Below are 23,196 nucleotides of genomic sequence, written 5' to 3' on the forward strand. Positions count from 1 at the left end.
TTATTCCTCGGTCGACGTTGATTGAGATACTCGGCTTCCCCATAGCCCGTAGTACGCAATATACAAATAGCACATAGCAGGTAATAAGAACGACAAAGTAACTCCGATACTGTCTGCCAACATACCTTGAAGTAAAGGGACTATTGCGCCCCCCACAATCGCTAAACATAATATTCCTGAGCCTTGCGGGGTATCCTTACCTAGCTGTTGTAATGCAAGGCTAAAAATGGTGGGAAACATAACTGAATTAAATAGCCCGACACCCAAAATACTCCACAGTGCCACTTCCCCTGAACTTAAAATAGAGAGCAGGATAAGTGTGATTGCCACACAAGCGTTAAAGAAGAGTACTGTCCCCCCTGACACTTTTTGCATGACCAATGCGCCCACAAACCGCCCAATCATTGCCCCACCCCAATAATAGGCGAGAAGTTTAGCGGCCTGAGCTTCAGGTACTCCACTGACCGTAGGACTGGATATATAGTTAACGAGCATACTGCCTATAGCCACCTCTGCGCCTACGTACGTAAAAATACCCACTGCACCTAAAACCAAATGTGTACGTTGCCACGCACCACCTTTGAAAATACCAGTAGAGGTGCTGGTATGCGCCAACGCAGGCAGTTTTAAATATAAAAACACCAGCGCCAGCAACAATAAAGATATAGCCAGAATAAGATACGGTACTTGAACGTCTGATGCAGTTACGCCAGTGTGTTCTGCCGAAGCACCATAGATAAGGTAAGAGCCAAAAAAGGGGGCCACTGTGGTGCCCAGAGCGTTAAAGGCCTGCGTCATAGTCAGTCGAGAGGGCGCTGTTTTCGGATTTCCCAACGCACTAACGTAGGGGTTAGCAGACACTTGTAAAATAGTAATACCTGAAGCAAGCACGAATAACGCCAGAAGAAATACACCATAAATTTGGCTAGATGCTGCCGGGAAGAACAACAAACATCCCACACAGGCTATACCGAGACCAAGTACAATTCCCTTTTGATAACCTATGCGTGACACCACCATTCCCGCGGGCAACGACACAATAAAGTAAGCGCTGAAAAAACAGAATTGAATCAGCATCGCCTGTGTGAAGCTTAAATTAAAGGTTCCTTTGAGATAGGGGATTAATATGTCGTTTAAACAGGTGATGAATCCCCACATAAAAAACAGCGTGGTCAATGATATAAGCGCAAATCGATACCCATTGGTGATAGTAGATGCGTTATTAGCTGAAATAGTCGATTGTGCTGGTGTGTCCACAAATACCCTCTATTGCTATTTTTCCATTTAATGATAAATTTACATTTTGAAAGCGCTTACATATATTTGAAAATTTATTTGTAAGCGCTTACATAACAAAATCATTACATGAAGCGTCAATGAATTCAATGTAAATATCATGTTATTTGACTACTCAGTGATCAGTTCAAAATAAAAAACTTGTTAATGTCGGGACAATATTGAATGCGCGAAATACACCTTCCATCCAACTCGATGATGCTATCGAAAGATTTTTTGTATGGAGTGGCAACGTCTAGTTTCCAGATAGAAGGAGACCGAGATGGGCGTGTAGATTGTATTTGGGATACTTTCTGCCAACAAGCTGGCACCATTGAAGACGGTACAAATGGTGATACTGCCTGTAATCACATTGCGCTTTGGCGTGAGGATATCGAAATGATTGACGAGCTGGGGGTAGATGCTTATCGCCTTTCAATATCCTGGCCTCGTGTTATAAATCCCGACGGCACTACCAACAAGGTAGGCTTACGATTTTACACAAACCTCGTCGATGCCATGGTTAATCGCGGCATCAAAGTGTTCGTTACACTTTATCATTGGGATTTACCGCAATACCTCGAAGATAACGGCGGCTGGTTAAACCGCGAAACAGCCTATGCCTTTCAAACCTACGCCGAAGTGGTGGCAAAGACACTGGGCGAAAAAGTATATGCATACGCAACCCTAAACGAACCTTTCTGTTCAGCATACTTGGGTTATGAAGTTGGCATTCACGCACCGGGCAAAACAGGCGTGGCTAATGGACGAAAGGCCGCACACCATTTGTTGCTGGCCCATGGATTAGCCTTACAGGTGTTAAACCGACTTTGTCCCAACAGCCTAAATGGCGTTGTACTCAATTTTAGTACCTGTCACAGCGCTACAGACAGTGAGTCTGATAAACGGGCGGCAAAAATGGCGGATGATTATCACAATCAGTGGTATTTGAAGCCCCTGTTAGAAGGCAAATACCCGGACATAATCCATGCCCTTGCCGTTGAAGATCGCCCCGACATTAGAGAGGGAGATATGGCCATTATTTCCCAGACTATCGATTACCTGGGCATAAACTTTTACACTCGCACCATTTACAAAGCGAGTGATAGCAACTGGTTTGACGTTGTCCCCCCCACGTCCACTGAGCTTACTGCTATGGGATGGGAAATTACCCCCGACGCTTTTACTGAACTCCTTGTCGATTTACATCAACAGTATCGTTTACCCCCCATTTACATTACCGAAAATGGGGCAGCCATGGACGATGAAATGGTCGAAGGAAACGTATTGGATGATGATCGCACCGCCTATTTTCATACGCACCTCAATGCCGTTAACAACGCCATTGAGAAAGGGGTCAACATTCGAGGCTATTTTGCATGGAGTTTAATGGACAACTTTGAATGGGCGCTGGGCTATTCCAAGCGTTTCGGCATAGTTTACGTTGACTATGACACGTTACAAAGAACGGTTAAACAAAGTGGCCGAGCTTACGCAAAACTGGTTAAGAGTAGGATAAATGGTTACATTAGCGGTACAAAGTAAGGATAAGTATTAAGCGCTATGGCAACAATTTACGAAGTATCAGAAGCAGCCGGCGTATCATTGGCCACCGTTTCTCGCGTGATGAACGGCAACGCAAAAGTCAGTGATCGCACCCGCAAAAAAGTGGAGGATGCAATGGCAAAACTGGGCTACCAACCCAATGCCATTGCTCAGTCTCTTGCGTCTAACCGCACAAACAGTGTGGGGTTACTCGTATCTGAATTACACGGCTCTTACTTCGGCGATTTAATGAGTACGGTGGAGCAAGAACTCAAGCAACACGGCAAACACGTTATAATTACCGCAGGCCACGTTGATGAGAAGCGCGAGCACGAAGCGATAGAGTTCTTGAAAAGTCGTCGTTGTGACGCGCTTATCCTCCACGCAGAAGCGGTTTCTGACGATTATTTAAAAACATTGGTAAAAGGAAAAACACCTGTTGTGATCATCAACCGCAAAGTCGACGAACTCGACGACAATTGTTTTGTGGTAGATAACGAAAAAGGCGGGTACCTGGCAACGAAAGCGGTATTAGACAAAGGCCATCGCCACATTGCTTATATCAGTGGCCCCTTGTTCAAAAAGGATGCCAGTGACCGATTGGATGGACACCGCCGGGCGCTTGAAGAAGTAGGTATCGCCTTTAACGAAGACGCTGTATTTGAGGGGGATTTTCATGAATCCTCAGGTCAGGAAGGCATGCAGCGTCTACAACAAAGCTACCCTCAGCTTACGGCGTTAGTTTGCGCAAACGACGAGATGGCTTCAGGCGCTATGACCGCAGCAAGAGAAGCTGGATACGATATCCCTTCACAGTTATCCATCGTGGGCTTCGACAACGTACTATTTTCCCGCTACCTCTACCCTAAACTCACTACCATCAACAACCCAATCCACGCGATGGGCGAAATGGCGGCCTATTGGGTGCTTCAACATGTCTATGACATTAAAAGCCCAATTCCTATAGAGCACCTTTTTGTCCCTGAAATTGTGGATAGGGACACTTTAGGCAACCCATAATATGAATAAAGCCCTGTCTCCATCACTGTATTACACCCTTATTGTCTCATTAGGAGGCTTCATTTTTGGCTTTGACGCCAGTGTAATTTCTGGAGCCATAGGCTTTATTGACGCTGAATTTAGTTTATCTGATTGGCAGCAGGGCTTTGTGGTTAGCTCACCTACTTTGGGCGCACTTATTGCCATGTTCTTTGCAGGCGCCATCAGTGACGCAATAGGTCGACGAAAAGCCCTGATCATCGTTGCCTTTTTATATATGCTTTCCGCGGCCTGCTCGGCTTTAGCTCCGAACTTTGAATTATTAGTGCTGGCGCGATTTATCGGCGGCATCGCCTTTTGTTCATTGATTATTGCCCCACTGTATATTTCTGAAATCAGTGCACCGGAAAACCGAGGAAAAATGGTTTCAGTCAATCAGCTCAACATTGTAGTGGGTCTCGCACTGTCCTACTTTACCAATTACTACTTGCTTCAATTAAGTGCCAGCGATGCCGCGTGGGTCGCTCAGCTAGGTCTCGATAGCCACACATGGCGCTATATGTTGGGTCTGGAACTGCTACCAGCAATCGCTTGGTTTGGGCTGTTATTCACGGTACCGCGCAGTCCGAGGTGGCTTATGCTAAAAGGCCACAGGCAAGAAGCACAAGCAGTGATTGAACAACTGTTTAACGAGTCTCAGGCACAACAGTTAGTGAAGGAGATCACCACGTCTTTGAGCGAGAAAAGCTGGCCCCTCAAAGAGCGGTTAGGTTTTCTAACGGCCAAAGCCATGCGCTTTCCCCTTGTTATAGGCGTCATCATTGCCATTGCACAACAAGTCACTGGTATTAATGTTATTTTCTTTTACGCTCCCACCATATTTGAACAAAGCGGTGTTGGCACTAACGCGGCGTTTATGCAGGCGGTGTTAATAGGCATCGTCAATGTGGTATTTACTATTGTCGCCATGTTCACTATTGATAAGTGGGGAAGAAAGCCGCTATTGGTTGTCGGCTTAGTAGGGGTCATCATCAGTATGAGCATTTGCGCTTACGGGTTTAAACAAGCCACCTATCAATTACCCTCATCTGCCATTGCAAAAATTAATCAACAAAATCCGCTAGTGGCGACTCAGCTTTCGGCATTTGAAAACAAGGTATTTACTTCCGATGTGTCGTTTAAGCGTGCGCTGCAAAATGCACTCGAAGATGACCAGTACGATACCTATCAGCCTCTGCTTCTCAGTAGCAGCATCAGTATGAATGCGCCCCTCGTTTTATTTGGCATCATCGCGTTTGTGGCGTCTTTTGCCGTGTCTCTGGGGCCAGTTATGTGGGCTATGCTTGCTGAGATCTTTCCCAATCAAACTCGTGCGCTGGCTATTTCATTGGTGGGTGTCATCAATTCCTTAACCAGCTTTTTGGTGCAGTTCGTGTTTCCATGGGAACTGGCCAATTTTGGAGCAGCCCTGACCTTTGCTATTTATGGCGGATTTGCAATAGTCAGCTTGATCTTAGTTGCTAAATTCTTCCCCGAAACCAAGGGCAGAACCCTTGAACAAATTACCGAGGGTTTTGAGCGATTTGCTACTAAGTAGCGCGTTGTCCCCGGTTCATTAACCGCGTGGGCTTCTCGCCAAGAACAATCTGTTTTTGCACCTTAAGCGCAGAAGGTGCAACATGAGAAGCCACGATCACCAAGCATTGTGTCGCAATCTGGTTTAGCAGGTTGCAAACGCGGTTTTGCGTTATGGCATCAAGTCCTTCGAAAGGCTCGTCAACTAATAACACACTTGGCTTTGCCAATATGGCTCGAGCCAGTGCCAGGCGTTTTTGTTCTCCGCCGGACAAAGGCCTCCCAGCTTTTCCTACCCAGGCCGAGAGTCCTATCAATTCCTCTAACCCCAACTGAGATAACAGCGCTGCCATTTCTTGCGGTGTTAATCCGTGCCCAGCAGGATCGAGATTTTGCTGAACACTGCCGGATAGCACGATAGGGAGTTGCTCAACATACAGCCAATTTGATATCAGTCCTGGTGGTACGTTTAACCCATCAACAGTGCGATTGCCCTGGGTGGGTAACAGCCCCGCTATGCCTTGCAGCAGTGACGATTTACCACAGCCCGACGCCCCGCCTATTGTTACAATACCAGCTGCTGGTAAAGCCGTAGTCAGAGGGCCCACACCACGGGATAACACTGAAAAGTTTGTTAGATTCAGCGAGTGTTGAACATGGAAGTCGCGAATTTGTTTTATAGCGGTCACGTCAAGCGCGTTTAACATCTTCTCGCTTTGTGTGTACTGGGCAAACTTAGCCACACTGTGAAAAGCAGATGAAGCCCAGTCAGGGGCAGCTAATATCACCATGGGGACTACGATTGCGATAGGAGCAAAAGCGAATGCATATAACAATGGTGCTTTTGCAAACATAACTAATATCACCACCAAAAATGCCATGCCCTGAAAGTACCAACTTGCACGTAGGGCATGCTTTTTCTGTGTTAATTGATGCTGCCACACATTATGAGCAGTAACCATTCCACGCGCTTGTATCGGTGCAACCATGTTACGCGTGACTTTTTTGTCACCAACAATGTGTTTTTGTAAGTGCCATATTGCACTCGTATTAAAAAATTCAGCGGATTGCTGGCGAAAATCCTTTGTCGCTTTAGTGTGTAAGTTGGCGGTTTTAAGTGCATTTAATGCTTGGGTAGTCAGTACCATCAACCACACCACAAACAAGATACACAGATAGCCAGCCCCCGGCAGCGCCATCCAAAGAGCGGCAATACAGACTAAGGTAAAAATAAAAGTCACGCTGGATAACGGTGCTATCCATGCAATCCATTTGCTGGCGATGTCTTGCGTATATTCAGTCAAAGCCTCTGTCGTCATCGCTTTGTCATTGATTTGACTGTTTTTAAATTGCTCGAACACCTGTAAGCGCTTAATGGCAATGCGGTTGAGTAAGTCGTTATGCCCCACCCACATACTGGCATAACCCGACGCTATGCGCAGCAAAGCCAAAGCGCGGATCACCACCGCTGGGATCACATAATTAAACCCTACAGGCGCAATAGCACTGATAGCGATAAACCAAGAAGAAATAACCAAAATACTCAGTCCTGCCACACCGTGTATTACGGTTAATAGCAACGTGAGATAGGCGGGTTTAGTTGCCTTCATGGGTTGATACTCCTGTATTTACCGCACCGTTCTCAACGTGCCAAAAGCGATTAAACCAATCTGCAGGAAGCGCTTTATGAGAAGCCCAAACAAGTGTTTTCCCTTTCCCTAACCGATAGATGAGTGACGCTAATCGTTGATGCTGTTCATCCGGTAGATGGGCAGTGGGTTCATCCAATAACCACACACTTTCGTCTCGTAACAATACCCGAGCCAGTGACAGCCGCTGTGCTTCTCCACCTGATAATAGCGGATAGTCAGTCATTGCTGTATCCAAGCCGTAGGGCAACGATGACAGCCATTGACCCAGCTCTACTGTCGCCAATATATGCTTTAGTACGCTGTCATCAAAATGATCATTCAAACATAGGTTTTCTCGCACGCTGCCAGCGGTAATGACGGGGTGTTGAGTAAGCCACATGACGCGACTATTGAGTGAGTGCGATGCTGGTCGTTGCCCTGCCAACGCTTCCAATAAAAGTGTTTTTCCTGCACCCGATTTTCCACTGAGCAAAATGTGACCACCTTTTTCAATAGTCAGTGAATGGGCGTGAAGTAAAGGTGTAATGGCATTTAGTGGAGGCGCAACGTCTCGCTGTGCAGAGTTGACGTCACCAACGCATTCATACACGTTAAATGCTGTCGCATCCATCCCATTAAAATCAGATGGGCTGTTTGCTAACGCCCCCAAAGCTTGATTGGGCATGAAATTGAGTACCGGCGCCAAGTGTTCATGGGCAGCTTCGGCTTGCGCTTTTTGATGGTATACCTGACCTAACTTTTTCATTTCACTGAGCAGTAAAGGTACGGTGAGCAAAATCCACAGCCCCTGCTGCAACGTAATTTCAGGCCCAATGTTAATTTCACCCAGTAGCGTAAACCCAATGAATACCGCCACCAAAGCCACCGCCAAGGTAGCAAAAAAGTCCAATACACTATTTGACAAAAATGCCACGCTAACGACTTTCATTGTGCGTTGGTTTAAGTTTTCACTGGCGTCACTCAACAGGGCCGCCTGCTTATCATGGGCGTTATACGTCGCTAACATCGCGAGTGCATTTAGCCTATCGGTAAATAAACTTCCAAGACGTTCAAGAGCCACAAAATGCTTTTTGTGCAATGTGGCGGCGCCCTTGCCTACAAGTATCATAAAAAGGGGAACAACGGGCAGCGTGATCAGTAAGCCCAATCCAATCACAGGGTTTACGTAAAAAATAACAGTAAGCACAATGAGCGGAATAACTGCTGCTACTGTTTGTTGTACGCGATATTCCAATGCCCAGTCGGTCAAAGCTTGAATGTGGTTTTGCCACAGTGTTTGCCAGTAAAATACTGAATGTTGGCGTACAAGAGCATGCTGACGCAACGCAAGTACCTGAAGTAATCCATGCTCAAGTTTGGTGAGTACCGCCCCCTTTGACTGGATAGCTAGCTGATTAAATACCCCCTGAAACACCCAACTTAAGCTAAGACACAGGGTTAAACCGGCGATATCTTCAGAATTGGTGGGTTTAACATCTACTACCCACGCATGTGCAATAGCAGAAAAATAGTAAAAGCCAATGATTAAAGAAAAAAGCGACAAACACTTAGTCAGCACAAGGAACGTCTGTGACGTACGCAAGCCAAGCGAATGCGCGCCATCTATGTCCTTGCACCAATGGCTAAGTGTTTGTCTGTTGGGAATCTTTTCTTTACTCACTGTTATCTCATATTCGTATTTTTAACGCGCCTAAAACGTCGCTGCTTCCCTCTCACTCTCAGCTTGATTAATGGTGAGGAATTCCACCTCTTTCAAAGTGACGCATCAGCACCGAGGGTGAGCACTGGTCACTAGAATCCTCAGCGGCACGGATGCCGCTGCTTCCCTCTCACTCCCAGCTTGATTGATGGTGAGGAATTCCAACTCCTTCAAAGAGATGCATCAGCGCCGAGGGTGAGCACTGGTCACTAGAACCCTCAGCGGCACGGATGCCGCGGCTTCCCTCTCACTCCCAGCTTGATTGATGGTGAGGAATTCCACCTCTTTCAAAGTGACGCATCAGCGCCGAGGGTGAGCACTGGTCACTAGAACCCTCAGCGGCACGGATGCCGCTGCTTCCCTCTCACTCCCAGCTTGATTGATGGTGAGGAATTCGGCCACTTTCAAACCTTCAGCAGCATGGACGCTGCTGCAGAGCCTATATGGATATATTCACGGCGTGTTTGAAAGTGGTCGAACTCCTCTCCTTTTCGCAATCAGTCAGCGTCTTCCGGTCGATCCATGTTTTCCGTCGACTCTAACCACATCGCATTAATGATGCCAAAGGAACATGCTAACAGTACGCCTAATATCCACGTGAAATACCACATTGCTTTCTCCTTAATAAATGGTGTGAGACTGATCTAAATCATCATTCTTTATACGACCGCGCATTACGTAAAAACTATAAGCGGTATAACTAAGCACAATAGGCACAAACACACATGCCACAATAAACATCACATTCAATGTCATGTGGCTAGATGTGGCATCCCATACGGTTAGGCTTGCTTCTGGCATTGTGATACTTGGCATTAAAAATGGGAACATTGAGAATCCCGCAGTTAAAATCACGCCTGCCATAAACAGCGCACTTGATACAAAGGCCATACCTGCATTGCCTTTTTTAGAGAAGAACGCACAAGATAGACCTGCGACTATCCCTAAGACCGGCGCAATAATCATAAGCGGATACGTATTGTAGTTTTTCATCCAAGCGCCCGCTTCTATCACCACCTCTTTTTTCAGGGGGTTGGAAGTTGCTAGCGTATCAACCGCAGAGGTGACCACAAATCCGTCTAAACCAAATGCCACCCAAACACCTGCTACCACAAACAGTGTTACACCCACTAAACTAAGTACCACTGATACAGCACGAGCACGCGCTTCGATAAAGCCATCTGTTTTCATTTGAAGCCACGTCGCACCATGGTTCAGCAGCATGGCTACCGACAACAAACCAGCAACCAAGGCAAACGGCGTAAGCAAACCAAAGAAAGAGCCGGTATAGGTAGATTTAAGAGTGCTGTCTAACTCAAAAGGGACACCCAGTAGCAAGTTGCCAAATGCCACCCCAAAGATAAGCGCAGGGATGATACCGCCCGCAAAAAGCGCCCAGTCCCAGGCCTTACGCCATTGAGGATTAGGTAATTTACTGCGGTAGTCAAAACCAATTGGACGCATCCAAAGTGCTATAAGGGTTAGCGCTAACGCTAAGTAAAAGCCAGAAAACGCTGTGGCATAGATCATCGGCCACGCGGCAAAAATGGCACCACCTGCGGTAATAAACCACACTTGGTTTCCATCCCAATGGGGACCTACTGTATTGATCATTACCCGGCGCTCTTGGTCGGTTTTACCAATTAGCGTAAGTAACGCCCCTACACCTAAATCAAAGCCATCGGTCACCGCAAATCCAATCAGCAAAACACCAATCAAACACCACCAAATAACGCGTAGCAATTCATAATCGATCATGCTTTTACTCCTTGATGGTCTAAGTCAATAAGATCCAATTCACTAGTCGACTGCTGGTCTACTGGGGGAACCGGCCCTTTCTTCGCAAACTTCTTCATCAGATAAAAACCGATAATAAACATCACCGTATAAAAAGCGCTGTAAGCAACCAGAGTGATAACCACATCGCTTACGGCGAGGTTAGAAACTGATGTATGAACAGGCAGTACTTCTGCGATAGACCAGGGTTGGCGACCGTATTCAGCCACAAACCACCCTGCTTCGCAGGCAATCCAAGGTAGAGGTAGGCCATACAATGCGGCTTTGAGTAACCAGCGCGGTTTGGTGATTTTGTGCTGTGTACTGTAGTAAAAGGCGCAAATAAATAACGCCAACATAATAAACCCTGCTGCTACCATCAAACGGAAACTCCAGAACAAAGGCGCCACTGCGGGAATACTATAGTCCACCGCCTGTTGAATAGCGGCATCAGAGGGATTAGCGACATCGTCGGTAAATGGCTCTAGTAGCATGGCATAACCCAAGTTGTCCTTGTTCGCTTCAAAAGCATCACGCTCTGCAGACGTAGCGGTACCATCGCGAACGCTATCCAGCACTTCATACGCCTTAATACCTTCTACAATCCGCAAACGGTTCTCTTCTTTAAGTTGTTTTATTCCTTTCACCTCTTCGGTGAATGAACGGGTGGCAATAATGCCCATGGCCCAAGGTATTTGAAGTGCATACTCGGTTTCTTGCTTTTCGTCGTTAGGAATACCAAAAACAGTAAACGGCGCAGGGGCAGGATGGGTATTATATTCAGCTTCAACCGCGGCTAATTTTACTTTTTGTACATCCCCTAACTCATAACCACTTTCGTCGCCTAAGACAATCACTGAAAGGGTTGATGCCAGGCCAAAACTGGCAGCGATAGCAAATGAGCGGCGTGCAAAAGCGATGTGTTTATGTTTAAGCAAGTAGTAACTGGATATCGCCAGCACAAACATCGCGCCAGTAACATAACCTGCTGAGACTGTGTGTACGAATTTAACCTGGGCGACCGGATTAAAAATTACCTCAGCGAAGCTGGTCATTTCCATACGCATAGCTTCGAAATTAAACTCAGCACCGACAGGATATTGCATCCATCCATTGGCAATTAAGATCCAAAGTGCGGAGAAATTTGAACCAATGGCTACCAGCCAGGTAGCCATAAGGTGTTTTACTTTGGACATCTTGTCCCAACCAAAGAAGAACAACCCCACAAAGGTTGATTCAAGGAAGAATGCCATTAACCCTTCAATTGCCAGCGGTGCACCAAAAATATCGCCAACATAGTGTGAGTAATAGGACCAGTTCATACCAAACTGAAATTCCATGGTTAAGCCAGTCGCCACACCAATGGCGAAGTTTATACCAAACAATTTCCCCCAAAATTGAGTCATTTGCTTGTAAATTTCCTTACCCGTCATTACATACACGGACTCCATAATGGCCAGTAGGAAACTCAATCCCAACGTGAGGGGAACAAATATAAAGTGGAACATTGCAGTGAGTGCAAATTGCCACCGCGATAGTTCTATTAACGTATCGCTCATGGGTTATCTCCCTTGTCTTAAATTGTGCGCATTACGCGCTGGCAGTAAAAAATGTATAAAATTCAGTGAATATCATATGAACATTCAACAAGGCATGAGCACGGTCTATGCCATTCATCACTATCTAGTCTCGCGAGGAGTACTTATTGATAAGCAGCTATATTTTCGTACTGTGCGGACTAAGTATTCCATGGCCGACGGTTTCCCTTATTGATCCATCGCAATAATCAAATATGAATATTGCGCCATTTCTGTCACTTGAATGACAAAAATGACGCACACGCTAAGTCCAAGAGAGAAACGAAAGGCGCGGAGGAGGATGAGAGTTTACGGTTTATAGGAAAGTGTAAAAGCACCTCGTAATTCACCTAATTTAAACCCTGTTGCTTGGTCGTCGGGATAATATTGTAAAATAGTTTGTTTGACCGATGGGGTAATCTGCTCACCGTGACAAGCCATACAAATCTGACCTTGTTCAATTGCCATCATGTAGCGAAATTCGCCGCTGTCACTATTATATTGATAAGATTCTAGAGGCTTATTTACCATTGAATTGTCTGCATTAGCCTTAGTAAGTAAATTTGAAAACAACGCTAGCTGCTCACTTTCCCATTTATCTGGTGCGTTATTAGAATTTCTTACTTTTAAAGCGGTGCGTCCAACCTGCCACCCGTTTTGACTCAATTGGTTTGCAATAGGCTCAGCTGCAAGTTGGCATTCTTTAACCCCTGCTTCTAAACCGCCGGTTTGTATTGCTTGCTGTAACCTTGATTTAAGCGCACTACCAAGTGCTTTAGCGTGTGATCGCGCTTCTTTGACTTTAATTTGTACTTCACTCGCATCAATATTGTAAAAATCCATTTGGGTTTCGGCAGTAAGGTGAGCGCTAAACATTGCCAAATTCAACGTCACTATGATCACTTCTTTTTTCATTGAAAAAACCTCCTCAAAACGGGCCACTTTATATTGAACTATTGCCATTTGTCTCAAACAGTGAACAAGCTTTGTGCCAGTATGATAGATTGTCAAAATAAAATTAGATTAACCTAATATTTAATGAATATATCGATTGTACAAGCAATGATAGATGCGATAGACAAACCCGCTATCTTTATCAACCAAAGCTACGTTATTGAGGCCGTTAACACTCTCTACAAAGACAGCTATCCAGTCGACATAAAACTTGGCTACAGCACCTGCTATCAGGTGTCCCATCGAAACACTAAGCCCTGCGATCAATGCGGCGAAAACTGTCCCATACAAGAAATTAAGAAAACGGGTAGAGCCTCCAGCGTAGTGCACATTCATACTACAAGCACAGGCCATAGTTACTGCGATATTTTGATGCGCCCAATCTATGACAGCAATGGTGAGTTATTAGGCTATTTAGAAATACTCGACAAATTGTCATTTGCTTCTCACCGACCTTCAGCAGGAAAAATGATTGGCGAATCGGATGCATTTAAAACAATGCTAAATAAGATAAACCGCGCCGCCAATTCAGAAATTTCGGTACTATTACAAGGTGATACAGGTACAGGTAAAGAACTAGTTTCTCACGCGCTCCATTCAAGCAGTCGTCGCGCGCATAAACCATTTGTTGTCATTGAGTGCACAGGACTTTCTGACACACTCCTTGAAAGCGAATTGTTCGGTTACGAAAAAGGGGCATTTACCGGTGCTTCAACGAATAAAAAAGGCCTGGTTGAGGCTGCCGAAGGTGGTACTTTATTCTTTGATGAAGTAGGCGATATTCCGCTTCCCATGCAAGTAAAACTATTAAGATTATTCGAAACCCAGACGTATCGACCAGTGGGAAGTGTGGTTACTAAAAAAGCTAATTTTCGTTTAGTCTGCGCGTCACATAAAAACCTAAAAGACATGGTAGTAAAAGGCGAATTTAGGCGAGATCTGTACTACCGCATTGCCGGTTTTCCAATAAAACTGCCTGCTTTAAGAGAGAGAAAGTCTGATATTCCACTAATAGCAACGCACTTTTTATCTCAATCAGAGGAAAAAAAGCGATTTCATAAACGGGCATTAGAGAAACTCACTAACTATGCTTTTCCAGGCAACATTCGAGAACTGCGAAATATCGTTGAACAAGCTGTGTTGCTGGCCGATGAAACCACTATCTATGAATCAGACTTACCATATCTAGATGACCAGCTAACAGATAAGCCCCACAACGAGTTTTCTACCCTGATTGATACTGTCATGACATTAGAAGATTTGGAAAGTAAGTACCTAAACACACTATTTACTGATTTTGACGGCGATATAAACCAACTGGCAGAGGCGCTAGGCGTGAGTACCCGCACGCTTTATAGGAAGTTAAAAAGAGCTGGTGTTCGAACTGATTAACAATAACAGGTAGCAATAATACCCAGCCACAGGCTATTATAAAAAAGCGCTAACAATACAAATAATTCATGACATTAAAACGCCTATTAACGATTTCACTTTGCCTGTGCATGCTTTTTCAAAATGCATTTGCGTTAGGCCTTGCCGCATTCACAATGCAGCAAGCACGTGCTTTCGTGGGGGAAGATATCGAGCTTATCTGTACGGGTAAATCTATGCGCTACATATCGCTTAGCGCAACAGAGCTCGAAGGTGAATTTGTTTTTGTTAGTCCTCAAGACTTCAACGCCCCAGTTCAGCATATTGATTGTACCAACGGCACATTGGCAGACCTGCCTCACTTTGATCATACTCCACAAACCGCGTTGCCCGTTTTATCTGTAATTCGCTATCGCGCATTAGTTACTCGTCTGGCCGCAAAACCTTATACGGCATTTGCTTACGCGGCCCCCTTAAGCCGAGCACCACCACACGCATAACAACGCCTAAAAACACACTTAGCGAGCATATCTTGGGTATGCACCACATACGTTTTTAAGAATGGAATTGTTATGAAGCATTCAATAATTGCGCTTGGGGCAATAGCTGCCTGCGCGTCTGCACATGTTTGTGCAAACACAACTGGTTTAGATAAAAACGCTTCAACTGAAGTAATTACAGTTATGGGTACTCCACTTACTCAAATTGATACAAAAATTGAGCAAGAAACGGTGACCGCCGCTACCAATATCCACGCTGACTTTGGTGATCAGCTCGCCAAACTACCTGGCGTATCTATTTCTCGAAATGGTCCAGTGACAGGACTCATTCAATACCGAGGCTTGTACGGTGACAGGGTTGGCGTAAGTATAGACGGCGTAGATATTGTCGGTGCTGGACCAAACTCTATGGACTCGCCATTATCACATGTACTTCCTGAACCAGGACTCACCGCCACACTCTATCGTGGTATTGTACCAGTAAGCACAGGCGTACAAACGTTAGGTGGCAAGCTACGCATTCACTCTGACGCCTCAATGCTTTTTGATTTGAATTCTGGCTTTACCGGCAGCGTAAACGCGAGCGTAATATCCCCCGGAAGCGGTCAGCAATATCATGGTAATGTGCTGTACAAAACTGACCATTCCTTTGCCAGTGGAGCCTTTACTCACCAGCAGCGAGACGAACGAGAGTCAGGTGATAACACTGTTATACCCAATAGCCATTACCAAAGAAATGGCGGTAAGTTCAGACTAGGCTTTGAATGGGGTGATCATCAATTTGATGCCAGCTATCAACTGCTCAATACTAACGAAAGCGGCACACCCGCTCTTGCTATGGATATTGGTTTTATTGATGCTGCCTGGTATCGCTTTGGCTATCGTTTCAATATCGGCGAATCCGAATATCTTACCCTCAGCTGGTTTGGCAATAGCAATCAGCACGCTATGGACAATTTTTCTCAACGTATGGTGATGTCGCCAGATAGAGCAAGAGAAAATAATGCAGACTCTATTGCTCAAGGCCTAGATGCTAAGTACGTCATGCCTTTCGATACTAGCAGAGTGGAGTTCGGTGCATACCTACACCACAGCCGAAATAATTCCACCATTACTAATCCTAACAACAGTATGTTCTTCGTTAATAACTTTACTAACGCGGAAAAAGACACCGCCAGTGTGTATGCTGAATGGGAGTTCAACAAAGAAGCATACTCTTCAACTATTGGCGCCCGATACACACGCGTTAACATGGATGCAGGGTTGGCTGGCTCGAATATGGTGATGATGAATCCAGCTATTGCCACATTAGTGAATAACTTCAACACGTCAAAGCGCGATAGCAACTACAACATGCTAGATATTGCCGCCACTACTCGCTTTTATGTCAATAACAATTTAAATATCGTACTTGGAGCATCTCAAAAAAATCGCGCTCCGGCCTATTTCGAGCGCTACACCTGGTTACCACTAGGCATTTCCGGTGGTATGGCCGACGGCTTCAACTATATAGGTAACCTAAATTTAGACAACGAAGTTGCGCGCCAAATAGACCTAGGGTTTGATTACACCTATGCCAAATGGTCTATTTCACCCCGCCTGTTTTATCAAGACATTGAAGACTACATTACAGGGGCAGTTAGCAGCAATATGGCAGCCAACATGGTGTCGACTATGATGGCGGGTACTCTACCCTTCCAGTGGACAAACACAGACGCGGTTATCAAAGGCGCAGATCTTACCTTACAGGGGCACCTCAGTGACAGCATCAGCCTAAACGCCGTAGCAAGTGTTCAACATGGCAACCGCGATGACATTGACGACGCGTTATTTCGCATTGCCCCAGAGCAGCTGATCACCACTATCCAGTGGGAAACAATGTTGTTAGAAAAACCACTTTCGTTGCAAGTAATGTCTGAGTTAACAGGCGCGCAAAACCATGTATCGAATTTGCAAAATGAACGGATCTCAGCAGGGTATGGACTAGTGCATGTGACCGGGTTTTATACGCTGCTGACTAACACTCACTCAAACCTTATACTCACCGCAACTGTCCACAACCTTTTCGACAAACAGTATGCGCCGCACACAACAGGCATTAATCGGGTGATGAATTCTGATGTGGAAGTGGGCGAGCGAGTGCCCGCAGCTGGACGAGAATGGCACCTGTCGTTGAGCTATCGCTTTTAATATTGGTGAAGCTGCAATAATTTTGCGATTACATAAATTTACGCAATTGATTTAACGCTGCCCTAAAAAGTAAAGCCAGTGGTGATGAGCCACTGGCGTTGTTTAGTCGTCAAACTTACCACGCACTTGCCAAGGCTTGCCACAAAAGACGTAAAGCTAGTAATGTCACTACGACCTTAAACACGAGTAAAAACTTCTCAGCTGGAATGCGTTTCAATACTTTAAGTCCGATAAAGGTTCCCAGCGCGCCACTAGCGATCATGGCCACAACCAACCCTGCCCATTGGGTAAAAGAAAAGCCAACAAAGGTAAAAACAAATGCTTTCAACCCATGCTGAAAGGTCATGCAACTGGCGAATGTTCCGGTAATCTGCATTTTGTTGTAGTTGTTGCGATGCACAAATGCGGCGACTAAAGGGCCGGTAGCACCTTCAAACATGGACAAAATAGTAGTGATAAAACCAGCCAAGGCTCTTCCCACTGGTTGCATTTCCTGGGCTTGGGGCTTGCTTCCCCATACCAAAAACAAAATAAAACCGGCGACGGCAAACTGAATAAGAACCAATGGAAGTTGAATAACAATAAATGACGCTGCCACGGCACCAATTAATGCGCCCATTGAAAAATACTTCAGCATGGCGAAATCGACGTATTTGAAAGTCATCAGTGCACGATTGCCGTTAGAGCCTAATTGCACTAATCCATGCACGGGGATAAGCGCGCCTACCGGAATACTTCCAGCCATTACCGCCAACAACAATACCCCTCCGCCTATTCCCAGTGTGGCTGTCATCAAAGAAGTAAACATAGAAGTAGCAATAAGTAGCATTGCCGTTGTTAAAGAAATGGCACTATCAGCTGTAATTAACGTTTGTAAGTATTCCACTTAACACTTCTCCAACATTTGTGACATTTTAGATCATATCGCATTAGAAAAACTAATTCTTTGATGCAATTTTACTCAATTGTGAAATGTGTTTTATCGTCTAAAATGCGCGCAGATTTTGGTGATTTTTTGATTAACACACTTTTATAGGAACGGTCATGCTTAAATTAATTGCGTCTTTACTATCTGTTGCAGCTATTGCTTCTAACGCTCACGCATTTCAGCTTGAAGCTAGCGACAACTCACAGTTTACCAAGGCTTGCGTTGCTGCAGCACAGTCAAGTGATTCGCTAGAAGACGTACTTCGCGACAATAACATCCTAGCCATTAGCAAAGACCAAGTCCTGTGTAACGACACGCCAATCGCTGAGTTTATTGCCACGTTGAAAAAGCAAGAAAACACCAATACAAATAATAATGCAAAATTCAGAAATGCAAATGCATCAAACGAAGCCAAATTGTGTATTGCAGCTGCAACCTCTAACGAAGAGTTCAGCAAAGCAAAACGTCGTTTCTTAGCAAAGGTTCACCCAAAGCAAGTCGTTTGTAACGGTATGGCGCTAGTTCAATTCGCCAAACAGTATAACAAATCTTTTAACGGCTAATTCTATTTAGAACCCGTTTATCGAAAAGGGGCGCTTGGGCGCCCCTTTGTCGTTTTAATCTTAACGTTTCCTTTTTTACCTGCTTTTTTCTTCCCGTTATTTTTTAAAAGGGAGTCGTTGACTTTGGTCAACTGCCGTTGAATACTGTGTTCAACAAGCAACGTACCAGAGCAATTAATGCTACGTCAAAGCACAGCAACCCTATCTAACCTGATTATTATTCTCGCTATTCTATCGAATGGGCGGGTTAGCTAGTGCGCAAATAAATTTCACTAAACCCGCCGCTAAGGCGGGTTTTTTATTGGCTCGTCTTGCGGTAAACCGGAACGACAGTCATGAACAATTCGATATCATACGTGTTACAGCAGCTACACGACGCAGTAAATCAGGGCGACCAGGACGCACTGGCTAAGTGTTACGGCAAGGGGGCACAGGTGGTGTCTACCCCCATGTCAGTTACCTCTCAGGACCCATCCCTCCAACAAGACTGTATGAGTGCATTATTGAAGTTTCAAAAGAAATTCATGCCTGATCATATAGTGACCACAGGCGATGAAAGGGTCATACAGGCTGGTGATATTGCCCTTGTGGTAGCAAAACTTTACCTCGTTCCCAAAGCCACACCTCATGCATTACCATGTGAAGGTAAACGCGCAGTGTATGTCATGCAAAAAGACGCAACTGGTGAATGGCGCTGTATCATCGATAATTTCTTTGGTACTGACCTGCTCGACTTTGCCTGACTCACTCTACTCATTCATAGAAAGTCATGCGCCTAATCGCAACAGCCAGCCTAATCCCTTATGCACATGGTGAGTGCTTAAACACTTTATGATATGTTATAGTATAACAATAACTATGGTTTATAGGTAAATGGTTTGTCACAACAAAGTAACCCAACCACAGTGCTGTCTGATGTTGTTAGAGACTCTGCAGCTCACATCTGTGCCCCGATCAACTGGGTGGGGATGGAAGGCATTGCAATTCCCATAAAGGTACTAGGTAAGGACAACGTGTGCTTGGCCAGTCATGGAGAAGCACATGTCTCAGTAAGCTTGGATAATCACCAAGCCAAAGGTATTCACATGTCGAGGTTGTACCACCTGTTGCAACAGCATTTGAGTAATCAAATCCTAAACACGGCCGGTTTAACACCCTTAATGACTAACTTGGTGGCCTCCCAAGAGGGGTTAAGTCAAGAGGCTAAACTCGATCTCACTTTTGACCTAAACGTGCTAAGACCAGCCATGGTCAGTCATGCTTTTGGTTATCAAAAATATGCTGCCAGACTTTCTCTTATCACCAAAGGGAAAGCGACCAGCGCCACAGTTAATCTCACTGTTCCTTATTCAAGCACGTGTCCATGCTCTGCATCACTTTCTCGTCAAGCTTTAGCGGAGGAATTCGAAAAGCAATTCAACGGACAATCACTGTCGCTCGCACGCGTCAAAGGTTGGCTTAATTCTATTGACTCAAGTATCGCTACCCCCCATGCACAACGCTCTTTAGCCCACGTAACGCTAGAGATGTCTAAGCCTGTTGTACCTGATTTTGTAGAAATAATAGATCGGGTCGAGCACGCGTTAGGGACACCGCTTCAAACAGCGGTGAAGCGTGAAGATGAGCAAGCCTTTGCCAAGCGCAACGCACAAAACCTGATGTTTGTTGAAGATGCGGCGAGGCGTCTACATGCAACGTTAAGCAAGTATTACCACGCCACCCGTTTTTGTGTAAAAGTAGTACATCAGGAAAGTCTACACGCTCACGACGCAGTAGCGACAATTAGTGGCATAGTAAATACGTCGCAATATGCGCTTTAGTCATGCTCAATTTGCATTGAACACTACATATTAATGTGCCAACAACACTTAGGAAAAACAATGTTGCCTTTTGCCAAACAAATTCGGTTTGCTTCCCCTTCTCGCTTTGTCCAAATAGCGGTCTCTGTCGTATGCCTATCCAGCGTTGCTGGTTGTGTAACTAGTACCTCGTCAGTTAACACTAGTTCCACTAACTCTGAAATATCAGCGACACCCGTTTCTTCAGCTGTGACATACCAAACGACCAGCAAAGAGTACCGAGTCTTAAGTGAATTTGTATATAAGCAGGCAGAAGCGGCGCTACCTTTACAATTTACCAAAAATGAAGTCATTGTAATGGACGTGGATGAAACTGTACTTGATAACAGCCAGTACCAGAAAGAAAGAGAGTCGGTGGGGTTGGGCTATACCTCAAAGAGTTGGGAGAGTTGGGTCAAACGCAAAGAAGCTTCCCTTGTGCCAGGTGTGAACAGCTTTTTAAATGCGGTGCTTGCTCGAGAGGGAAAGGTAGTGTTAATTACCAATCGCGACAAGCAATTAGATCGCTACACATGGGAAAACTTACTCGCCTTGGGCCTGCCATTGACGCCAGCAAACACGTGTATTGTCGGGCGCGAGAAAGCTGACAAAATGGCGCTAGGACAAACTGGAATTATCAACGATAAAGATAGAAGACGTGCACTATTGCGCGAAGGAAAAATCAACTGTTCCATAGACGAACAAAGCGAAACCTGGCGTGAACAGCACACCATCATTATGCAAATTGGCGACAACGTGGAAGATTTTTCTGGCATCACTCAGGAGTCTGCCGATCTCAGCCAGTTGCGACAAAAAGTGGGGAGTGAGTATTTCCTGTTACCTAACCCCATGTATGGATCGTGGTAATTACACCCAGTATTACCCATACCAATTCATTGCGCATTGGGTGAGTGTCTCACCCAATCAGCGTTTTTCAACATCTACACAAGCCATATTATCTGGCTTGCATACGCACTTATCGTGCTATTTCCACTGCTAGATTACTGCTTTGCCAGTTCTCGTTCGCTTTTCAGCCCAAGTACTTTCTTGAAAAAAATGGTGGCTGGGCAGAACCCGGTAAAGCTCTGTTGAAACAGATTGGCCCCAATAAACACAGTGAACCACATAAAATATGGGTGCACAAAATGCGTCAGTGCAACGGAGAGTAACACCATAAAACCAGCAAAGGCAGTCAATGCTTTTTCTTGTGACATAACGAAATCCTCAATATGAATTAATGAAAAAATTTAGCTACCAAGCACCTGTCGAGACGCTCATCTCAATGAAGTCAACAGGCATTAGTAGAAGTAGCGAAATGCAACATACACATTACTGGCATCTTCAAATTGTGACCAAAATGTATAGGGCTCATTACCGGCAAACAGGTTCAATCCACCGCGAACTTGCCATTTGTCGGTAGGTGAATAGATTGCCGTCGCTTTTAAATAGCCATCCTCATCGCTGGGCGAATAGAATAAGAAGGCATTTAACGTCAGTGTTTGTCTAAGTGCTAACCAGGTCACACGCGTGGTTACCCAATGTCGATATTTCTCCTGAAGACGTTCAGGGGATTGGGAAGTGCGATCAAGCCTATCGGCGTCATGAATAGCTTCTGTATACCACTGAAGTGCACCGGTAACATTGGGAAATAACTCTTGGCTGTAGCCGACTAAAAAACGACTCTGATCATTGGCCACAAAAGGATTGTCTCCAGAACGGTCTTCCCGACTGTCGTAAAATACATATTCAGTATTGGCAATACCTTTGCCAAATGGACTGACTGCACTTGCGCCAAAGGCATTCATTTCGCTGTATCGCGGCTGACCATTTGAATCAAAAGCAGTGGGTTGCTTGGTATACCCCTTATAACCATAAGCGGCAAGCTCCACCCCAGAAATGCTTTTATAAACCCGCAAAGCAAGTTCACTGTCAGTGGGTCTATTATCGCCACTAACAGTAAAAGCGGGTGCAATATTATGACCGAGCTGTGGACTGTAGAAAGAAAATATTTCTCCAGTTATCCCTACATCTGGCTCGAATTCAGGCATGTACACCACATCGACGTTAGCCAACGAAAAATAGCCTGAAACTTTAATCGCTGTACTTGGGGCTTTTAAATATTCATCGTCCCGCCCAGCAAAAAACGACTGATAGTCTTTCGGGAAAAGATCGTTGAGAAATACGTAGTCCCCTGTTCCCCACGTCAGCACTTGCCGCCCAATTTTGAGGTCAAACGCCTGCGCCCAATCAGCGCTTTCAGCCCAACGAGATGGTAACAGGGTGCTTAGACTGCCTTGCCAGGCCAGCTCTCTTATTTGACTTTCCCATTCGCTTTTTACACCGTCATACCACAGGTCTACTTTGCTGGAAAACGATGACGCTTTCAGCGCATAATCGCCGCGAAATTGAACCCTGGCATCCCGAAGGGTGCGGTAGGTATTAAGCGCGGGGTCACGAGACATGCGACTTCCCAACGCAAGTTCACCGAACCCACTAACAGTGAATGCGCCGGACGTATCGTCTTGTTCATCCCAATCGTCATCACCCCAGTCATCGTCCCCCCAGGCATCATCGAAGGCATCAGAAAACGCATCACCGAATTCGTCAACACGCTCTTCTTGCTCGATTTGCGTCGTCTTACTAACAACATCAGCTTCCTGAGCATGTGCCCAAGGTGCACTAATCAGTAGCATAGCTAAAGCGATGCCTGTAAGGCGTGATGAGGTGAACCCAATACCCTGGATCATAATACTC

At 45.4% G+C, this 23,196-nt stretch carries 21 protein-coding genes; 11 read left to right on the top strand and 10 right to left on the bottom strand.

The window, feature by feature from the left end; genetic code table 11:
* Positions 1 to 1,257 carry a sugar MFS transporter gene (locus tag ACMCM8_RS15300; RefSeq protein ID WP_412723451.1) on the bottom strand — a complete coding sequence of 419 codons (1,257 nt, stop codon included), beginning with the start codon at positions 1,255 to 1,257 and terminating at the stop codon, positions 1 to 3.
* Between the two features lie 204 nt (positions 1,258 to 1,461).
* Here ACMCM8_RS15300 and ACMCM8_RS15305 point away from each other — a divergent pair, with 204 nt between their 5' ends.
* Genes ACMCM8_RS15305 through ACMCM8_RS15315 form a run of 3 tightly spaced genes read left to right on the top strand, consistent with a single transcriptional unit; the run spans position 1,462 to position 5,416 of the window.
* On the top strand, positions 1,462 to 2,820 hold the full coding sequence (locus ACMCM8_RS15305) for a GH1 family beta-glucosidase (protein ID WP_412723452.1): 1,359 nt from the start codon (positions 1,462 to 1,464) through the stop codon (positions 2,818 to 2,820).
* 18 nt (positions 2,821 to 2,838) lie between these two features.
* Positions 2,839 to 3,840 (top strand): LacI family DNA-binding transcriptional regulator, encoded by a 1,002-nt coding sequence (locus ACMCM8_RS15310; RefSeq protein WP_412723453.1) that lies wholly within the window; start codon positions 2,839 to 2,841, stop codon positions 3,838 to 3,840.
* Position 3,841: 1 nt separating this feature from the next.
* A complete protein-coding gene (locus ACMCM8_RS15315; protein ID WP_412723454.1) occupies positions 3,842 to 5,416 on the top strand; it encodes a sugar porter family MFS transporter in 1,575 nt (524 codons plus the stop codon).
* On the opposite strand, the gene ACMCM8_RS15320 is transcribed toward ACMCM8_RS15315, so the two are convergent.
* The 5 genes from ACMCM8_RS15320 to ACMCM8_RS15340 all read right to left on the bottom strand — a co-directional run bounded on the left by ACMCM8_RS15320 (position 5,409) and on the right by ACMCM8_RS15340 (position 12,080).
* Positions 5,409 to 7,004 (bottom strand): ATP-binding cassette domain-containing protein, encoded by a 1,596-nt coding sequence (locus ACMCM8_RS15320; RefSeq protein ID WP_412723455.1) that lies wholly within the window; start codon positions 7,002 to 7,004, stop codon positions 5,409 to 5,411. The two genes, ACMCM8_RS15315 and ACMCM8_RS15320, sit on opposite strands and share 8 nt — an antisense overlap.
* Positions 6,991 to 8,706 carry an ABC transporter ATP-binding protein/permease gene (locus ACMCM8_RS15325; protein WP_412723456.1) on the bottom strand — a complete coding sequence of 572 codons (1,716 nt, stop codon included), beginning with the start codon at positions 8,704 to 8,706 and terminating at the stop codon, positions 6,991 to 6,993. The genes ACMCM8_RS15320 and ACMCM8_RS15325 overlap by 14 nt, the downstream gene beginning before the upstream one ends.
* Positions 8,707 to 9,242: 536 nt before the next feature.
* The gene (cydX, locus tag ACMCM8_RS15330) at positions 9,243 to 9,356 is read right to left on the bottom strand and encodes a cytochrome bd-I oxidase subunit CydX (protein ID WP_412723457.1); all 114 of its coding nucleotides are present in this window, start codon (positions 9,354 to 9,356) and stop codon (positions 9,243 to 9,245) included.
* Positions 9,357 to 9,366: 10 nt separating this feature from the next.
* The gene (gene cydB, locus ACMCM8_RS15335; RefSeq protein ID WP_412723458.1) at positions 9,367 to 10,503 is read right to left on the bottom strand and encodes a cytochrome d ubiquinol oxidase subunit II; all 1,137 of its coding nucleotides are present in this window, start codon (positions 10,501 to 10,503) and stop codon (positions 9,367 to 9,369) included.
* On the bottom strand, positions 10,500 to 12,080 hold the full coding sequence (locus tag ACMCM8_RS15340) for a cytochrome ubiquinol oxidase subunit I (protein ID WP_412723459.1): 1,581 nt from the start codon (positions 12,078 to 12,080) through the stop codon (positions 10,500 to 10,502). Before ACMCM8_RS15340 ends, cydB begins: the two co-directional genes overlap by 4 nt.
* 76 nt (positions 12,081 to 12,156) lie before the next feature.
* Here ACMCM8_RS15340 and ACMCM8_RS15345 point away from each other — a divergent pair, with 76 nt between their 5' ends.
* Entirely contained in the window at positions 12,157 to 12,294 is a 138-nt protein-coding gene (locus ACMCM8_RS15345; protein WP_412723460.1) for a hypothetical protein, read from the top strand.
* Positions 12,295 to 12,407: 113 nt separating this feature from the next.
* On the opposite strand, the gene ACMCM8_RS15350 is transcribed toward ACMCM8_RS15345, so the two are convergent.
* Complete coding sequence (locus ACMCM8_RS15350; protein WP_412723461.1) at positions 12,408 to 13,013, bottom strand: Tll0287-like domain-containing protein; 606 nt, start codon at positions 13,011 to 13,013, stop codon at positions 12,408 to 12,410.
* A 147-nt stretch (positions 13,014 to 13,160) separates the two neighbouring features.
* Here ACMCM8_RS15350 and ACMCM8_RS15355 point away from each other — a divergent pair, with 147 nt between their 5' ends.
* The 3 genes from ACMCM8_RS15355 to ACMCM8_RS15365 all read left to right on the top strand — a co-directional run bounded on the left by ACMCM8_RS15355 (position 13,161) and on the right by ACMCM8_RS15365 (position 17,113).
* The gene (locus ACMCM8_RS15355; protein WP_412727744.1) at positions 13,161 to 14,444 is read left to right on the top strand and encodes a sigma-54 interaction domain-containing protein; all 1,284 of its coding nucleotides are present in this window, start codon (positions 13,161 to 13,163) and stop codon (positions 14,442 to 14,444) included.
* 68 nt (positions 14,445 to 14,512) lie between these two features.
* Positions 14,513 to 14,923, top strand: coding sequence for a hypothetical protein (locus ACMCM8_RS15360; protein WP_412723462.1), 411 nt, complete (start codon positions 14,513 to 14,515; stop codon positions 14,921 to 14,923).
* Between the two features lie 72 nt (positions 14,924 to 14,995).
* Positions 14,996 to 17,113: a TonB-dependent receptor gene (locus ACMCM8_RS15365; protein WP_412723463.1), complete on the top strand. Its 2,118-nt coding sequence runs from the start codon at positions 14,996 to 14,998 to the stop codon at positions 17,111 to 17,113.
* A gap of 115 nt (positions 17,114 to 17,228) precedes the next feature.
* Here ACMCM8_RS15365 and ACMCM8_RS15370 read toward each other — a convergent pair whose 3' ends face one another.
* Positions 17,229 to 17,942 (bottom strand): TSUP family transporter, encoded by a 714-nt coding sequence (locus tag ACMCM8_RS15370; RefSeq protein ID WP_412727746.1) that lies wholly within the window; start codon positions 17,940 to 17,942, stop codon positions 17,229 to 17,231.
* Positions 17,943 to 18,157: 215 nt separating this feature from the next.
* On the opposite strand from ACMCM8_RS15370, the gene ACMCM8_RS15375 reads away from it, so the two are divergent.
* The 4 genes from ACMCM8_RS15375 (at position 18,158) to ACMCM8_RS15390 (ending at position 21,309) form a co-directional block, all read left to right on the top strand.
* Positions 18,158 to 18,604 carry a hypothetical protein gene (locus tag ACMCM8_RS15375; RefSeq protein WP_412723464.1) on the top strand — a complete coding sequence of 149 codons (447 nt, stop codon included), beginning with the start codon at positions 18,158 to 18,160 and terminating at the stop codon, positions 18,602 to 18,604.
* Positions 18,605 to 18,939: 335 nt separating this feature from the next.
* On the top strand, positions 18,940 to 19,347 hold the full coding sequence (locus ACMCM8_RS15380) for a YybH family protein (protein WP_412723465.1): 408 nt from the start codon (positions 18,940 to 18,942) through the stop codon (positions 19,345 to 19,347).
* 135 nt (positions 19,348 to 19,482) lie between these two features.
* On the top strand, positions 19,483 to 20,424 hold the full coding sequence (gene folE2, locus ACMCM8_RS15385; protein WP_412723466.1) for a GTP cyclohydrolase FolE2: 942 nt from the start codon (positions 19,483 to 19,485) through the stop codon (positions 20,422 to 20,424).
* Positions 20,425 to 20,484: 60 nt separating this feature from the next.
* Positions 20,485 to 21,309 carry a 5'-nucleotidase, lipoprotein e(P4) family gene (locus ACMCM8_RS15390; protein ID WP_412723467.1) on the top strand — a complete coding sequence of 275 codons (825 nt, stop codon included), beginning with the start codon at positions 20,485 to 20,487 and terminating at the stop codon, positions 21,307 to 21,309.
* A gap of 134 nt (positions 21,310 to 21,443) precedes the next feature.
* Here the strand turns inward: ACMCM8_RS15390 and ACMCM8_RS15395 are convergent, their stop codons facing one another.
* Both ACMCM8_RS15395 and ACMCM8_RS15400 read right to left on the bottom strand, forming a co-directional pair.
* Positions 21,444 to 21,656: a YgaP family membrane protein gene (locus ACMCM8_RS15395; RefSeq protein ID WP_412723468.1), complete on the bottom strand. Its 213-nt coding sequence runs from the start codon at positions 21,654 to 21,656 to the stop codon at positions 21,444 to 21,446.
* Positions 21,657 to 21,740: 84 nt separating this feature from the next.
* Positions 21,741 to 23,189: a hypothetical protein gene (locus ACMCM8_RS15400; protein ID WP_412723469.1), complete on the bottom strand. Its 1,449-nt coding sequence runs from the start codon at positions 23,187 to 23,189 to the stop codon at positions 21,741 to 21,743.
* Between the last annotated feature and the right edge of the window lie 7 nt (positions 23,190 to 23,196).

The sequence above is a fragment of the Alteromonas sp. D210916BOD_24 genome, from assembly GCF_047159385.1.
GTDB lineage: Bacteria > Pseudomonadota > Gammaproteobacteria > Enterobacterales > Alteromonadaceae > Alteromonas.